The organism is Muricauda sp. MAR_2010_75, assembly GCF_000745185.1.
In the GTDB taxonomy this organism is placed as follows: Bacteria; Bacteroidota; Bacteroidia; order Flavobacteriales; family Flavobacteriaceae; genus Flagellimonas.
In genome coordinates this window covers 1,094,744-1,110,085 of record NZ_JQNJ01000001.1, presented here as the reverse complement: position 1 = coordinate 1,110,085, position 15,342 = coordinate 1,094,744, and the positions used below count along the sequence as shown (strand labels likewise).

The following is a 15,342-nucleotide window of genomic DNA, read 5'->3' as shown; positions in this document are numbered from 1 at the left end:
TTTAGCTCAATACTTATATCTCACTTCTCAATACTAAGAAATATGTATTTAGAAATAGTATCACCAGAAGCCACTTTGTTTGCCGGAGAAGTAACCTCAGTTACTGTACCTGGTGTTAACGGGGAGTTTCAAATGTTGGAAAATCATGCCCCCATAGTTTCATTACTGCAAGAGGGAAAAGTAAAGGTCAAGGGTAACATTACCATTGATGAGGCCTTTGAAAACAAATTTTCCAAAGGAAATGATGGGGAGACCATACTTCCCATTGCCAGTGGTACCGTGGAAATGAAGGACAATAAAATAATTGTCCTAGCCGATTAAAATAAATGAATTCATACGCAGAAAAGCCGCTCAATTGAGCGGCTTTTTTATTCCAAAATAATAAGGTGCCACTCTTTTTCTCCAGAAGGATAAATTTTTAAGGTTTTAAACCCCACAGCTGCATGTGCTGCAAGTGACCTTTTATTTTTTCCATCCACCTCAGTGATGATCTTATCAAATCCCTCTGGCAGTCTATTTTTCATGGTAAGATAGAGATTTCTGAAAACGCCCTTGCCCCTATGGCTTTTGGCCACACAAATTTGCCCCATGACCATATAATTGTTCGCATGTTGTATTACTTTGTTTATTTCGATGAACATGGGCCGTAACACATCAATGGAATCGGCAAAAACAGGATGCATGCACAACGCATACCCTATCACACCGCCATTTTCAACAGCAATAATGTGCCCGCATTTATCATTCATGGCCTTTAGAATTTCCATGGAATGCTCAACCGTTAAAAAACCCTCTTTTTCCCAATCTTCAGAAGATAGACTTTTGATGAGGTTCTCTTGTTGTAGCTCAAGAATCTGTTCCAATTCTTGCTCGCTGGAGGCTTGTTTGTAGTAAATCATTTATTCGCTTTTGAGCCAAGCCTTACGTTGCTCCAACATTTGGGCTGCTGGGGTTTGCTCTACATCTTCCATCAAATGCATGGAGTAATCTGGATTGAGGCCAAGGGTCAAGGTCGTGGTCATTGGTTTTTCGTAACGGGTAAAATCGATTTTTAAATTATCCCCAACCTCGAACTGTTTCAGATATTCGTCAAATTCCTGCTGCTTTGAAAAGGAAAGACCATTGATGGTTGTAATCACATCGCCCTTATCCAATCCGGCCACATAAGCCGGGCTTTCCATAGTGGGATTGCCCAAAATGGTTGCTGTACCACCTGTATTGATTTCAACATAAGGACCGAAATAAGGAATTTCGTTGCTCTGGGAAAGCACCACACCCACAGATTCAAACAGTGGCCCATAATCCGGCATTTCACTTTTGTAGATATAGGAATTGAAAAAAGTATCACCGAATTTTTCGCCTGCGTATTGGTTTAAGGTCTGGTGTAAGCCCTCAACCGCATATGGATGTTCTGTTTCCCCGAATTTCTCATAGGCCATTTTCATAAAATCATCCAAGTTGAGCCCATTTTGGCGTAAGGAAAGATCCAAGGCCAATCCCAAGACACTTCCGTAGGAGTAATACGATATAAATGTGTTTTCCCGATTCACGGGATCTACCGAAGTGGCGGCATCCACAAAGGGAGCCTGATAGCTCATTTCAATAGGGTTGAAAAACTGACGGGCCGGCGAATTCCAAACATAATTGAAGGTGCCTGCAAGTCCTTCCACATATTCCTTGGGCGAAATGAGACCAGCCCGGCATAGAATGAGGTTGGTATAGTAGCTTGTGAACCCCTCCGCAAACCAAAGTTCTCCACTCATATTGGCAGCTTCAAAATCAAAAGGTTCCAAAGATTTGGGCCGCATGCGCTCCACATTCCATGAATGGAAAAATTCATGGGAAACCGTACCAATGTTCCGCTCCATTCCACCATCTGCCAAACTTCGTGTGCTAGTCAGAATGGTGGAATTTCTGTGTTCCATCCCATCCCCTGAAGCATTCGGAATATAACAGGCCAAAAAGGTATAGGTGTCATAATCAAAATCGGGGAAATCCCCATACACCTCTTTTTCGGCCAACACCACTTTTTTTACTTTTTCAAAATAGATGTCAGCTTCTTCATCTGTACCATTGTGGTGCAACACCAATTGAATGGTTTTACCATCAACCTGAAAAGACCGTAGCGTATAATCACTGATTTCCGTAGGGCTGTCCATAAAATAATACAAGTTTGGAGCCGAATAGGTGGTTCCAGAAACCAATGGCAATTGGGTGGCCACCTTCCAGTTGAGATCTTCTCGAACATCAAAGGTCACTTCAATCTTACGCTGGCTCAGCTCAGGTGAAAACATAAAGGTTGCAGGAATGTTAAGGTGGGCATGGGTTTCATCAACCTGAGAATACGTTCCGCCTCCTCTATTGGCAAACAAAATATATTGAATCTCGATGGCACCATCATGTCCGGTTACCTGCCATTCATATGGATTTGGACGATGTATTTTTAAGGGATTCCCTTTACTGTCCATTGCTTTAAAACCGTATACATTTTTGGCAAACTCGTGTAGGGCATATCTTCCTGGAGAGGTTCTGCTCATCCGAAAAGAAACCGTATCCATTTTCAGATCTAGAAAAGTAGCCTCAATCATGGCTTCATGATGTACGGCATTGTCAAATGAGATCGTATAAGTATTCGTTTGCGCTGTTAAAAAGAAAGTTGAAAACAGTGCAAATACAGAGAGTGTAAATTTCATTTTAAGCAAGGTTTATCAACCACTAAGATACTGTTTAAAAACAGTAAGTGCTACATTTGTAATATGGAGAAATTACCCAAAAAGTTGTCACATAAGCTGTCTGAACGACTGGTGAACGACGCCATGCGAAGCTTATCTTCCGTAGATGGACTGGTAGATTTTTCCTCAAATGATTATTTGGGCTTTGCCCGAAATGAAAATCTGTCCGAAGAGACCTCCAATTTTCTCAAAATAAAACCTCAAAGAAACGGAGCTACAGGGTCCAGGTTACTCACGGGAAACCATCCTTTATATACAGAATTAGAAAATTTTTTGAAAAGTTACCACAAAGCCGAAGCAGCTTTGGTGTTCAATTCTGGGTATGATGCGAATGTTGGTTTTTTTTCTTCGGTACCACAACGCGGGGACATCATTTTTTATGATGAATTGGTCCATGCCAGTATTCGGGATGGCCTCCAAATGAGCCATGCCAAGAGCTATAAGTTCACGCATAACAATTTGGAAAGCTTAGAAGAAAAGCTGGTGTCACATCGAGCGCAGTCGAGAAGTGATTTGGAATTGTATGTAGTTACCGAATCCATTTTTTCCATGGATGGCGATTCACCCGATTTAGTGGCTTTGGCCAATTTTTGTATTGAGAATGGCTGTCATTTAATTGTGGACGAGGCCCATGCCACTGGAATTTATGGAAAAGGAAAGGATTTAACGTGCCAACTGGGATTGGAAGAGCAGGTTTTTGCTCGTATCATAACATTCGGAAAAGCTTTGGGATATCACGGAGCGGCCATTTTAGGGAGCGAAGCACTTAAAAACTACTTGGTCAATTTTGCCCGAAGCTTAATCTATACCACGGCATTACCGCCCCATTCCGTTGCGGCCCTATTGGTTTCGTACCATTACCTAAGGGATTTTGGCTTGGAACCATGTAAATTACTTCAGCAGAATATCGACTATTTTAAAACGAATGTGGAGCAGTTGGGGATGGTTGATGTATTTATTGAAAGCAATTCAGCCATTCAATGTGCTATTATTTCCGGTAATGCAAAGGTAAAGTCAATAGCTGCCCAATTACAGCACGAGGGTTTTGATGTAAGGCCCATTCTATCCCCAACCGTTAAAGAAGGAGAAGAGCGCTTGCGATTTTGTGTACACGCCTTCAATACAAAAGAGGAAATATCACGAGTTTTGTTGTTATTAAAAAATGTAATGGAATGAAAGAACCTAAATTCTATACCTTGGCTACTTTTGAGTTTCCCGCCGATGTACAGATCATCAAGGGAAAACTGGAATCTGAAGGAATTAGTGTTTTTCTTAGGGATGAAGCCACCATTAATACCGATCCGTTGATCAGTTCTGCCATTGGAGGAGTAAAACTTCAGGTCTATTCTTCAGACAAGGAAAGAGCCAAGGAAATCTACGATGAGGTAAGAAACTATGCCACCGACCACCAAGGCAAACCCATAGTGTGTCCCAATTGCAAGGCGACCAAGTCCGAAATCTATTATTCCAGGAACAATATTTTTCATAAGCTATTTCCATTTTTTGAGCCAACCAAGTACAAATGTATGCAGTGCAACTTCATATCTCGACCAGCTAAATGAAGCAACTATTTATTACGGGAATTTCAACGGAAGTAGGTAAAACGGTGGCGTCCGCCATTGTGGTGGAAGCTCTAGAAGCGGATTATTGGAAACCCATTCAGGCAGGCGATTTGGACAATTCGGACAGTCACAAAATAGAGTCCCTTATTTCCAACGATAAAACCATTATTCATCCTAACAGCTACGCTTTAAAAACGCCAATGAGCCCTCATGCCGCTGCGGATATTGATGGGATTACGATTGATATGGACAAGATTATACCTCCAAAAACCGAAAACCATTTGGTTATTGAAGGAGCGGGCGGGTTGTTGGTGCCCTTGAACGATACAGATACCATTTTTGACCTTATCCAACCCAATTACAAAGTAATTGTGGTGTCCCGTCATTATTTGGGAAGCATCAACCATACGCTTTTGACCTTGGAAAAATTGCAGGAAAAGAAAGTGAAAGTAGGTATAATTTTTAGTGGCTATGAGCACCCGACAACCGAGGACATTATTTTGAAAAAATCTGAAGTGACCTTTTTGGGTAGAATCAATGAAGAACCAAAATTTGACAAGGAAGTCATCAGAAAATACGCCAAGCAATTAAAACCCGCTTTGGAATCATTTTAACCGTTGGTAAATAAGACCGCGATCTACTTTTTCAACCAAAGTGTAATGTTCCGCCAGATATGAATCGATATAGGCATTGTATTCTACCAGCTTTTTGTCAAAGATTTTTTTTCCATCGCGTGCCACCAAAGTTTTGGGTTGAAGAACTTCCATGATATACCGCAACTCCTCCATTCCTGTTTTTCTTGGATTTTCCATATAGGGGAAGATTTCTTCCCGTACTACATTGCTGGGATGCGTGGCAGCTTTTGTGGGCGGACTCTCATTTAGCAACCAATATCCAATATGGTACTCCGTAAAAAAGATGTTTTCGGTTTCCAGGTTATGGGAGGCGATATATTTGGGCACATCAATGCCTTCCCCATTAAAAAAGGAACCCTTTTCCATTTTGTTGGAAATAATATTGGCGTATTCCAGATACGACTCCATGGGAATTAAAATGAGCAATAGAATGATGAATGGTCTCCACTTTTTCTTTAAAGTGGGAAGTTTGGCAACACCCATCCCAAGGGGAATCAAAATAAAGGGATAGAGCTGAATCAGATAATGGCCATTTACCTTTCCGGCCTGCATGAATGACAACAAAACACCGATTATAATGATGGTCAAGATTTGTAGCCTCCTATTTTTCCGATCTATTATTTTGGTTGCATATCCAACCGCGAGCAAGCCCACAATCACGATTAAAAAAGGCAATGTTTTTAAAGGAGAATGGAATTTTCCCTTGGAGTAAGCCATAGGAGCCTCAAAAATGGATTCCCACCAAAGAAGTGTCTTTCCATCCATATAGTACGGAAGAGCGGTTAGCACAACGGTCAGTAGTACGCCAAAACCCATATAAGTTAAGTTTTTAAAGGTGGATCCTATTAGCTTTTTGTGGAATCCCTCCCATAAAAAATAGAAGCCTAAACACAATACAGGATATGCCATGTTCAATTTGGTCATGAACGAAAGCCCAAAAAGAAGGCCAGAAGTAAAAAACCATTTGGCATCTGTTTTCCATAACAAAATAAAGAGTCCTGCCGTAAAAAAGAGAGTACAAATATGTTCGGACATTACGCCCTGCAAACTTCCAAAGAGGCTTAAGAAGAAAACACAAAATATCGCACACCAAAAGGCTATTTTTTTTGTGGCGATTTTTGTGGCGATTCCGTAGGTGAACAAAGCGGTCAATGCCACAACCAAGGTTCCGCACAATCGAATGGCAATGAAACTTTTTCCAAATAGTTTAATGACAACGGCAAAGAACAAAAAAGTAATGGGAGGTTTTAGGTCCCAAAGTTGGGTGTAGGGTAGATGACCATCCACCCAAGATTGCCCCATGATGATGAACGTGCTTTCATCTCGATCTATATAATCCCGGAAGAAAAATGGGAACCGAATAAAAAAAGCCACCAAAAACAAAATCAATAAAACCGTCTTCCAGTCAAAGTCTTCATATCTGGGCGAAGTAAGGGAACTGATTTTAGTAAACACGGTCCGGATTAAGTTTTTTGGCTATTAATTGTCATCTTTGCAATATAGATAAATTAAGGGGTTTGCGTAAGACAACAGCATTGGAAAAATTATCAGATAGGGACAAAAAACACCTTTGGCACCCATTGACCCAGCACAAGGTAAGTCCGGACATGCTAGGCATAGCTAAAGCTGAAGGAGCCTTACTTTTTGATGAGGATGGAAAGGATTATGTGGACGGCATTTCGTCATGGTACACCTGTATGTACGGACACTGCAATCCTTATATTCTAAAAAAAGTTTCGGAACAGATGCAGCGTTTGGACCAAGTTGTTTTCAGCGGATTCACGCATGAGCCGGCGGTGAGGTTGTCGGAGGAGCTCATCAAGGTCCTTCCCAAGAATCAGGAGAAACTTTTCTTTTCGGATAATGGTTCCACGGCCACTGAAGTTGGGATAAAAATGGCCTTACAATACCATCATAACCAAGGTGAAAAACGCAATGTGTTGTTGGCGTTTGAAGAAGGCTTTCACGGCGATACCTTCGGGGCGATGTCCGTCTCTGGTTTGTCGGTTTACAATGGTCCCTTTGAAGATTTTTTCATTGAAGTGGAACGTATACCCGTGCCCTCAGAAACCAATATCAACCAGATTCTTACTTTTTTGGAAAGGCGATTGGAGCAGAACAACATTGCCGGATTCATTTATGAACCTTTGGTTCAGGGAGCGGCAGCCATGAAAATGCACAATGCTGAGGGTCTCGATGCCATTCTTGCACTTTTGAAGGAACATGGTGTGCTTTTGATAGCCGATGAGGTGATGACCGGATTTGGCAAAACAGGGAAACATTTTGCATCGGAATATATGCAGACCAAGCCAGATATTATGTGCCTTTCCAAAGCGTTGACCGCTGGTCTGGTTCCCATGGGCCTTACCACTTGCACGGAAGAGGTCTACATGGCCTTTTACAGCGATGACATAGCCAAGGGTTTATTTCACGGGCATACGTATACGGCCAATCCATTGGCATGTGCAGCGGCTTTGGCGGCATTGGAGTTGCTCCAAACCGACGAAATTCAAACAGGAATACAAAATTGTATTGAATGGCACCAAGAGTTTGATCAGGAAATAAAAAACCACCCAAAAGTGGCCAACACGCGTCAGTTGGGGATCATTTATGCATTGGATTTAAATGTGCAAATGGAGCGTTATGGCAATTTGCGAAACAAACTCTTCAAGCACTTTATGGATCAAGGGGTATTCCTGAGACCGTTGGGTCATACCATTTATATTTTAGCGCCTTTCATCACAACCAAAGAGCAAATGCAACGGATTTATGGGGCCATTAAATCGGCCTTGGAATTGGTATAAGTTGAAAATATGTTGAAAGAACCCATTTCCATAACTGCATTGTCGTCCATTTCTTCGCTGGGAGATGGTTCTGAAGCAGTTTGGAATTCCTACTTGGATAAAAACCACCGTTTTTCAAAAATTGAAATTGGCAGACAATGGGTTTGGGCCGCTTCACTGGGAGGTGAGGTGAAGAAATCGATAGAAGAACTACGGCAATCCGATCATAAATACAAGGAATTGGACGACTCCGTTTTGTTTGCCATCTACACGGCCCGAAAAGTCATTGAAAAGTCAGGTTGGAAATCAGAATCCAATTTTGGGGTGAACATCGGGTCATCCCGGGGGGCCACTTCCCTTTTTGAGAAATACCACCAAGAATTTTTGGAACAGGGAAAATCATCCACCCTTACCTCACCTACCACTACCTTGGGCAATATTTCGTCTTGGGTGGCGCACGACTTAAAATCAAAAGGACCAGAAATATCACACTCCATTACCTGCTCAACCGCATTGCATGGATTGTTGAATGCTGTGGCATGGATTCAAAGCGGGTTGACCGATAAATTTTTGGTAGGCGGAAGCGAAGCGCCGTTGACCCCGTTTACCATTGCGCAAATGCAAGCTTTGAAGATTTATTCTAGGGAGGAGGACGCCCATCCCTGTAAAGCCATGGATTTGGAAAAGAATCAAAACACCATGGTATTGGGAGAAGCTGCGGCTTTGGCCTGTTTGGAAAAGGGTAAAAAATCCAATGCATTGGCCTTGGTAACCGGAATTGGTTATGCCACAGAACCTTTGGAACACAGTGTTTCCATCTCCACGGATGCCCAATGCTTTCAAGACTCCATGAAAATGGCTTTAAAAAGTGCTGGGATGAACCAGGTGGATGCCATCGTCATGCATGCCCCCGGAACTATCAAGGGGGATTTGACCGAATACAACGCCATCAAAAAAGTATTTGGCGATCACATGCCTTTTTTGACCACCAACAAATGGAAAATGGGGCACACTTTTGGTGCTTCCGGATTATTGAGTTTGGAACTGGGAGTTTTGATGCTGCAGCACCAGCAGTATGTTCCAACGCCCTTTTATAAAAATAATGATGGGCCAAAAAAGATTGAAACTGTTATGGTGAATGCCGTCGGTTTTGGCGGGAATGCCGTAAGTATTTTGCTGAAATCTCCGAAGTAATAAAAAATAGACGATTTCTTAAATAGCGGTTTTCTTGGTTTTAATACTAAAGAATGCCTTATTTTTGAATCTCATTCCAACTAATATGAGCAGTACAAAGCACAACTGGACCAAGGAAGAAATCCTGGAAATTTACAACAAGCCACTAATGGAATTGCTGTATGAAGCGGCTACCATTCACCGGGAACACCATGACCCGAACACGGTTCAGGTTTCCACACTGCTTTCCATTAAAACAGGAGGTTGCCCCGAAGATTGTGGGTATTGTCCGCAAGCTGCTCGCTATCATACCGATATTGAAGGCAACGATTTAATGACGGTTCAACAGGTGAAGGCACAGGCACTGCGTGCCAAGGCCTCTGGGAGTTCTAGGGTCTGTATGGGTGCTGCATGGCGAAATGTAAAGGACGGTCCCGAATTTGATCAGGTGTTGGATATGGTCCGTACCATCAACAAATTGGATATGGAAGTGTGCTGTACCTTGGGCATGGTTACCGAAAATCAGGCCAAGCGTTTGGCCGAAGCAGGGCTGTATGCCTATAACCATAACTTGGACACTTCGGAAGAATATTACAAAGAAGTTATTTCTACCCGTGGGTACGAAGACCGGTTACAGACTATTGAAAATGTTCGTAAAACCAATGTGACCGTGTGTAGTGGGGGTATTATTGGTATGGGAGAATCTGTTGAAGACCGTGCCGGAATGTTGGTGGCGCTTTCAACTTTAAACCCTCAACCTGAATCGGTGCCAATCAACGCGTTGGTTGCGGTTGATGGTACACCTATGGAAGACCAAAAACCTGTTGAAATTTGGGAAATGATCCGCATGGTGGCCACCACCCGAATTGTTATGCCAAAAACACAAGTTCGACTTTCTGCGGGAAGGACCGAAATGAGCCGTGAAGGTCAGGCGATGTGCTTTTTTGCAGGTGCCAACTCCATTTTTGCCGGAGATAAATTGTTGACGACTCCAAATCCTGATGTAAACGAGGATATGGCCATGTTTCAACAATTGGGCTTGAATCCACAAAAAGCCTTTGTAAAAGCGCCTCAGCCTAAAACAGTTGAAGCCGCTGAATCACAATTCCAACCTTTGGGCGAGAAGCCTAAATGGTCCAGACCAGGACATGTGATCGATCGCAATGAGGCAGCCAAACAAAAATCAGGATTGGTTTCCAAGGACTAGGTCTTCCTATTTTATATTAAGCTTTTTACTAATTTAGCAGTTTCAAACTCATTGAAATCTTGAAACTGAACCTTGACCAAATTCCCAGGGAGGAGACCCTTTCCAAAAAGGAGTTTATCCAAAAATATTTTAAACCTCAGAAGCCAGTTGTTATTGAACGCTTTATTGAGGATTGGCCCGCTTATTCCAAATGGAGTTTGGACTATATGAAGGATGTGGCGGGTGAAAAGGAAGTGCCACTCTATGATGATCGACCCGTAAAACATGATGAGGGATTCAATGAGCCCCATGCCAAAATGAAGATGCGGGAGTACATCGAACTGCTCAAAAGCAAGCCTACCAAATACCGGATTTTTCTTTGGAACGTCTTGAAGGAAGTGCCCCAACTCCAAAAAGATTTTTCGTACCCTGATTTTGGGCTCCCTTTGATGAAAGGTTTGCCCATGTTGTTTTTTGGCGGAAGCAATTCGCACACCTTTATGCACTATGATATTGACTTGGCCAATATTTTCCATTTTCATTTTGAAGGAAAAAAGCAATGTATCCTGTTTTCCCAATCGGAAACAAAGTTTCTGTATAAAATTCCACATTCCCTGATCACTCGGGAAGACATCGATTTTGATGCCCCGGATTTGGACAAATGGCCGGCCCTTAAACATGCCAAAGGGCACGTGGCGCAATTGGAACACGGTAATGTCCTTTATATACCCGAAGGGTATTGGCACCATATGAAATATGTTACACCAGGATTTTCCATGAGTCTTCGAGCCATAGCCCGAAAACCAAAAAATTTTGGTAAGGCCGTCTACAATATTTTCTTTATGCGCCATTTTGATAATTTGATGCGTAGGCTAAAAGGGCAAGAGTGGATTGATTGGAAAAATGAAGAAGCTGTTGTTCGTACCGAAAGACTTTTGGCTCAGAAATAGTCAGATCAATTCTTGCAGTTTTTCGTAGACCAAATGGCTTTCCCACCCTCTGTATAGAAGGTAATCTGCTAATTTTTTCTTTCTTTTTTGAATGTTTTGCTCCTTGATTTGACCCAATCTTTTTTGGGCGAGTTCAGTTAGGGCATCGTGGTAATCTTCGTCCCCTATTTCTGAGAGTGCACTTTTAATGTTGAAGGCTGAAATTTCTCGTTTTTTTAATTCCAGGACAATACGTTTCCTCCCCCATTTTTTGATTTTAAATTTTCCGCGGGCAAAACTTCTGGCGAAGCGCTCCTCGTTCAAATAATTTTCTTGGATCAAATGGCCCACAATTTGATCAATGGCTTCGGGAATCATGCGCATGCCTTTCAATTTTTCAATAACCTCATAATGGCAGCGCTCTTGGTAGGCACAGTAGTGCTCCATTTTTTTGGTGGCTTCAGATAAGGTATAGCTTTTGGTATACGCCATGCTCAAATGTACATAAAACAAAAAAGCGACCCCATTTCTGGAGTCGCTTCTTATTGTGGTCGTATTGTTTTACCGTCTTTATCCTTAAAACGGTATTCAAGATATTTGTAAGCATCCCTTGGTTGTACCTTGATCCATTTTTTATAGGTTTTGAACCATTTGGAACGGATTGAGGGAAATCCTTTGGTAAGGTAGGCCGCAATGAACGGATGTATATTTAATACAATTCCGTTGTTCTTGTGGTCCCCTTTTAGGATTCGCTCTAAATCGGATTGAATGTGATCTATCAAGACGATTGGAGCCTCCACTTCGGCTCCTGTGCCGTTGGGATTTTCCTCGCTGGTCTTAATGTTCATTTCAGGACGCACCCGCTGTCTTGTAATCTGTACAAGTCCAAATTTACTGGGTGGCAAAATCTTGTGTTTTGCCCTATCGTCCTTCATTTCGTTCCTTAGGTGATCAAACAGTTTTCTTCTGTGTTCACCTCGGGTCATATCTATAAAATCTATTACAATGATTCCGCCCATGTCTCGTAAACGCAATTGCCGTGCAATTTCTGTTGCGGCGAGCAGGTTTACCTCCAAGGCGGTATCTTCTTGGTTCTTGGCCTTGTTGGAACGATTGCCACTGTTCACATCAATGACGTGAAGTGCTTCGGTATGTTCAATAACAAGATATGCCCCACGGCTCATTGAAGCCGTACGTCCGAACGAGGTCTTAATTTGACGCTCAATCCCGAACTTTTCAAAAATCGGGGCCGAACCGGTGTATAATTTTACAATGGATTCTTTTTCGGGTGCTATTTCGTGCAAATAATCTTTGATTTGATTGTAGAGCGTTTCCTCATCAACATGAATTCCTGTAAAGGAATCGTTGAAAACATCCCTTAAAATGGAGGAAGCTCTATTGAGTTCCACCAATACTTTGGACGGATGCGGTGCTCTTTGTAATTTCTTGCACATTGCTATCCATTTGGATAACAAGTTCTGAAGATCTTTGTCTAGTTCTGCAACTTTTTTGCCTTCTGCTACGGTACGGATAATTACGCCAAATCCTTTGGGTTTTATGCTCTTTACAAGTCGTATGAGCCTGTCTTTTTCCTCTTTGCTCGCTATCTTTTGGGATACCGAGACCCTGTCAGAAAAAGGCACCATTACCAAGTATCGCCCAGCAATGGAAAGTTCTGAGCTGATTCTTGGACCCTTTGTGGAAATGGGTTCCTTTACAATTTGTACCAATAATGACTGATTGGCTTTGATAACATCGTTGATGCTGCCATTCTTGTCTATATCTTTTTCAAATGGAAAATCTTTAAGGGTAAAGTCTTTTAACCTCCCTGTTCTAACTTTTTTAATGAATTTAAGCATAGAGGACAGTTGCGGACCAAGGTCATGATAGTGCAGGAACGCATCTTTTTCATAACCTACGTTGACAAATGCCGCGTTTAGGCCTGTAACGGGTTTACGTATCTTGGCTAGGAAGATATCCCCTACGGAAAAGTTGTTGTTGTCCTCTTCTTTGTGTAATTCTATTAGTTTTCCATCTTTGAGTAAGGCAAAATCGACTGCTTCAGGACTAGATCTAACAATTAATTCTCTATTCACCTGAATCGATTTTGTATCTATCCCATATCAATTTTTGGGATAAATGATTAAACAATATATGGTATCGGTTATTTTTCGAACCGACTGAAATTCGTTTCTTGAATCTCTATGTCAAAGAACGTGTAAATACAAAATGAAAAAGTAGTTGGCTGCCAACTACTTTTTCTTGTGTCGGTTAGCTCTCCTGCGCTTTTTACGCTTGTGGGTAGCTACCTTATGTCTTTTTCTTTTTTTACCACTCGGCATAGGGCTCTCCTTTTGTGTTAGTTATATTATTTTACTTGTACGTTGCTCTTAACGCCCTCAACAAACACTTTTGCTGGTTTAAAGGCAGGAATATTGTGCGCGGGGATTTTGATGGTAGTGTTCTTTGAAATGTTCCTACCTGTTTTTTCGGCTCTTGTCTTAATGATAAAGCTTCCAAAACCTCTTAAATAAACGTTGTCTCCGTTTTCCAAGGAAGACTTAACCTCCTCCATAAAAGATTCCACTGTTGCTTGTACGTCTCCTTTTTCAATTCCTAGTTTTTCTGAGATTCTAGTTACGATATCTGCTTTCGTCATTTCTCTTGATTATTTTTCTTATTTTTTCGGCTTGCAAATATAAAAATTAAAATTAATCTTTCGTTTAAAGCCTTTAATTTTAAGTATATAAACTCATTCATTTTGGCAATAGTATTTTTCTAGATGTCTTTTTCTGAGAAAATTTTAGCGTGGTACCATAGTAATAAGCGTGAACTTCCTTGGCGTTCTACCCGTGATCCCTATAAGATTTGGCTGTCTGAAATCATTCTTCAACAGACAAGGGTTGTGCAGGGAATGCCCTACTATCACAGGTTCTTGGAAGCTTTTCCGTGTGTTCGTGATTTGGCAAATGCTCCCGAGGAACAGGTGTTGAAGCTATGGCAAGGACTGGGCTATTATTCCCGGGCAAGGAATCTTCACGCCACTGCAAAAATGGTTGTAGAAGATTTCGATGGAAATTTTCCAACTACCTATAATGGACTAAAATCTCTAAAAGGCGTTGGCGATTATACGGCAAGTGCCATTGCGTCCATTTGCTTTGATGTGCCGGAACCTGTGGTAGATGGCAACGTGTATCGCGTACTCTCAAGATATTTTGGGGTGGAACTTCCCATCAACAGTACAGAGGGCATCAAATATTTCAAGGAATTGGCCAGAGAGGTGATGGAAACCAAAAATGTACGGGACTATAATCAAGGAATCATGGAATTTGGTGCCATACAATGCGCACCCAAAAAGCCGTATTGTCTTTTGTGCCCATTGCAGGAAAGTTGTGTTGCACTAAAGGAAAACAAAGTTGATGTCCTTCCCGTAAAACTGAACAAGACGAAAATCAAAGAACGGCATTTTAATTATTTGGTATTTCTGGATGAGGATGAAAACACCTTGATGGAACAACGAAAAGGGCGGGGAATATGGCAAAACCTGTATCAATTTCCTTTATTGGAATCGGAAAAAGAGCTTCAGGCTAATGAAATGAAAAAAAAATTGACCATAAAAAACGACCTTCCTGAAACAAAATCATTTTCACTATATAATACAGAGCCCATCACGCACAAACTTTCCCATCAGCATTTGCATACCAAGTTTTGGATCCTGAAAACGGACGGTTTATTGGCCAATGGGATTTCATGGCAGAAAATAACGGCTTTTCCTGTTCCGGTTTTGATTGCAGATTTCATTGAAAAATTTAAAATTTAGTACTTTTGATTAATTAAAGAGATATGAGCGGAACATTGAACAAAGTAATGCTGATTGGGCATTTGGGAGACGAAGTGAAAATTCACTATTTTGAAGGAGGCAATTGCATTGCTCGATTTCCTTTGGCCACCAATGAAACCTATACCAATAGGCAGACCGGGGAAAAGGTTACCAATACGGATTGGCACAATATTGTTGTGAGGAACAAGGCCGCGGAAATTTGTGAAAAGTATCTGAGCAAAGGGGATAAGGTCTATGTGGAAGGAAGATTGAAAAATAGGCAATGGCAAGGTGAGGATGGCAATATGAGGTACACTACGGAGGTGCATGTGCAAGACTTTACCTTTTTAACCACCAAAAATGAAAGCCAGTCTACCGGGCAGGCAGGTATGGCCAATGCCCAGCAGTCATCAGGCCCCCCGCCCCAGGATAATCCGACTAAATCCGCTGTGCCAGAGGTGCCGGTTGACGATACTGAAGAGGATGACGATCTACCCTTTTAAATACAAGTTTAAAGCAATA

The 15,342-nt window shown here is 41.8% G+C and carries 16 protein-coding genes; 10 read left to right on the top strand and 6 right to left on the bottom strand.

What is annotated here, in order from left to right:
- Positions 1-42 precede the first annotated feature (42 nt).
- A complete protein-coding gene (locus tag FG28_RS04925) occupies positions 43-321 on the top strand; it encodes a F0F1 ATP synthase subunit epsilon (RefSeq protein ID WP_036380416.1) in 279 nt (92 codons plus the stop codon).
- Between the two features lie 47 nt (positions 322-368).
- On the opposite strand, the gene FG28_RS04920 is transcribed toward FG28_RS04925, so the two are convergent.
- Together FG28_RS04920 and FG28_RS04915 are read right to left on the bottom strand one after the other, a co-directional pair.
- The gene (locus FG28_RS04920) at positions 369-899 is read right to left on the bottom strand and encodes a GNAT family N-acetyltransferase (protein WP_036380414.1); all 531 of its coding nucleotides are present in this window, start codon (positions 897-899) and stop codon (positions 369-371) included.
- A complete protein-coding gene (locus FG28_RS04915; RefSeq protein ID WP_036380412.1) occupies positions 900-2,693 on the bottom strand; it encodes a M61 family metallopeptidase in 1,794 nt (597 codons plus the stop codon).
- Positions 2,694-2,756: 63 nt separating this feature from the next.
- Between FG28_RS04915 and FG28_RS04910 the strand changes: the two genes are divergently transcribed.
- From FG28_RS04910 to bioD, 3 genes are read left to right on the top strand one after another with little or no spacing between them, the layout of a single operon-like run.
- Positions 2,757-3,908: a pyridoxal phosphate-dependent aminotransferase family protein gene (locus tag FG28_RS04910; RefSeq protein WP_036380410.1), complete on the top strand. Its 1,152-nt coding sequence runs from the start codon at positions 2,757-2,759 to the stop codon at positions 3,906-3,908.
- Positions 3,905-4,294 carry a DUF2007 domain-containing protein gene (locus FG28_RS04905; protein ID WP_036380408.1) on the top strand — a complete coding sequence of 130 codons (390 nt, stop codon included), beginning with the start codon at positions 3,905-3,907 and terminating at the stop codon, positions 4,292-4,294. Before FG28_RS04910 ends, FG28_RS04905 begins: the two co-directional genes overlap by 4 nt.
- Complete coding sequence (gene bioD, locus FG28_RS04900) at positions 4,291-4,908, top strand: dethiobiotin synthase (RefSeq protein WP_036380406.1); 618 nt, start codon at positions 4,291-4,293, stop codon at positions 4,906-4,908. The genes FG28_RS04905 and bioD overlap by 4 nt, the downstream gene beginning before the upstream one ends.
- Here bioD and FG28_RS04895 read toward each other — a convergent pair.
- A complete protein-coding gene (locus FG28_RS04895) occupies positions 4,900-6,384 on the bottom strand; it encodes a glycosyltransferase family 39 protein (protein WP_051947184.1) in 1,485 nt (494 codons plus the stop codon). The two genes, bioD and FG28_RS04895, sit on opposite strands and share 9 nt — an antisense overlap.
- 62 nt (positions 6,385-6,446) lie before the next feature.
- Here FG28_RS04895 and bioA point away from each other — a divergent pair, with 62 nt between their 5' ends.
- From bioA to FG28_RS04875, 4 genes are all read left to right on the top strand, one after another.
- Complete coding sequence (bioA, locus tag FG28_RS04890) at positions 6,447-7,733, top strand: adenosylmethionine--8-amino-7-oxononanoate transaminase (protein WP_231562598.1); 1,287 nt, start codon at positions 6,447-6,449, stop codon at positions 7,731-7,733.
- Between the two features lie 12 nt (positions 7,734-7,745).
- A complete protein-coding gene (locus FG28_RS04885) occupies positions 7,746-8,906 on the top strand; it encodes a beta-ketoacyl synthase N-terminal-like domain-containing protein (protein ID WP_156102344.1) in 1,161 nt (386 codons plus the stop codon).
- Between the two features lie 85 nt (positions 8,907-8,991).
- On the top strand, positions 8,992-10,092 hold the full coding sequence (gene bioB, locus FG28_RS04880) for a biotin synthase BioB (RefSeq protein WP_036380402.1): 1,101 nt from the start codon (positions 8,992-8,994) through the stop codon (positions 10,090-10,092).
- Positions 10,093-10,151: 59 nt separating this feature from the next.
- Positions 10,152-11,021, top strand: coding sequence for a cupin-like domain-containing protein (locus tag FG28_RS04875; protein WP_036380400.1), 870 nt, complete (start codon positions 10,152-10,154; stop codon positions 11,019-11,021).
- Here the strand turns inward: FG28_RS04875 and FG28_RS04870 are convergent, their stop codons facing one another.
- The 3 genes from FG28_RS04870 to FG28_RS04860 all read right to left on the bottom strand — a co-directional run bounded on the left by FG28_RS04870 (position 11,022) and on the right by FG28_RS04860 (position 13,659).
- Positions 11,022-11,492, bottom strand: coding sequence for a regulatory protein RecX (locus FG28_RS04870; RefSeq protein WP_036380398.1), 471 nt, complete (start codon positions 11,490-11,492; stop codon positions 11,022-11,024).
- Positions 11,493-11,542: 50 nt separating this feature from the next.
- Positions 11,543-13,096 (bottom strand): ribonuclease E/G, encoded by a 1,554-nt coding sequence (locus FG28_RS04865; RefSeq protein ID WP_036380396.1) that lies wholly within the window; start codon positions 13,094-13,096, stop codon positions 11,543-11,545.
- Positions 13,097-13,368: 272 nt separating this feature from the next.
- Entirely contained in the window at positions 13,369-13,659 is a 291-nt protein-coding gene (locus FG28_RS04860) for an HU family DNA-binding protein (protein WP_036380395.1), read from the bottom strand.
- A gap of 123 nt (positions 13,660-13,782) precedes the next feature.
- Between FG28_RS04860 and mutY the strand changes: the two genes are divergently transcribed.
- Both mutY and FG28_RS04850 read left to right on the top strand, forming a co-directional pair.
- The gene (gene mutY, locus FG28_RS04855) at positions 13,783-14,820 is read left to right on the top strand and encodes an A/G-specific adenine glycosylase (protein ID WP_036380393.1); all 1,038 of its coding nucleotides are present in this window, start codon (positions 13,783-13,785) and stop codon (positions 14,818-14,820) included.
- Between the two features lie 23 nt (positions 14,821-14,843).
- Complete coding sequence (locus tag FG28_RS04850; RefSeq protein ID WP_036380391.1) at positions 14,844-15,323, top strand: single-stranded DNA-binding protein; 480 nt, start codon at positions 14,844-14,846, stop codon at positions 15,321-15,323.
- Positions 15,324-15,342: the final 19 nt, after the last annotated feature.

Excerpts from the sequence above, each read along its gene's own strand:
- FG28_RS04925 (WP_036380416.1), top strand. The coding sequence starts at position 43 with ATGTATTTAGAAATAGTATCACCAGAAGCCACTTTGTTTGCCGGAGAA.
- FG28_RS04920 (WP_036380414.1), bottom strand. The coding sequence starts at position 899 with ATGATTTACTACAAACAAGCCTCCAGCGAGCAAGAATTGGAACAGATT.
- FG28_RS04915 (WP_036380412.1), bottom strand. The coding sequence starts at position 2,693 with ATGAAATTTACACTCTCTGTATTTGCACTGTTTTCAACTTTCTTTTTA.
- FG28_RS04910 (WP_036380410.1), top strand. The coding sequence starts at position 2,757 with ATGGAGAAATTACCCAAAAAGTTGTCACATAAGCTGTCTGAACGACTG.
- FG28_RS04905 (WP_036380408.1), top strand. The coding sequence starts at position 3,905 with ATGAAAGAACCTAAATTCTATACCTTGGCTACTTTTGAGTTTCCCGCC.
- bioD (WP_036380406.1), top strand. The coding sequence starts at position 4,291 with ATGAAGCAACTATTTATTACGGGAATTTCAACGGAAGTAGGTAAAACG.
- bioB (WP_036380402.1), top strand. The coding sequence starts at position 8,992 with ATGAGCAGTACAAAGCACAACTGGACCAAGGAAGAAATCCTGGAAATT.
- FG28_RS04870 (WP_036380398.1), bottom strand. The coding sequence starts at position 11,492 with ATGGCGTATACCAAAAGCTATACCTTATCTGAAGCCACCAAAAAAATG.
- FG28_RS04860 (WP_036380395.1), bottom strand. The coding sequence starts at position 13,659 with ATGACGAAAGCAGATATCGTAACTAGAATCTCAGAAAAACTAGGAATT.
- mutY (WP_036380393.1), top strand. The coding sequence starts at position 13,783 with ATGTCTTTTTCTGAGAAAATTTTAGCGTGGTACCATAGTAATAAGCGT.
- FG28_RS04850 (WP_036380391.1), top strand. The coding sequence starts at position 14,844 with ATGAGCGGAACATTGAACAAAGTAATGCTGATTGGGCATTTGGGAGAC.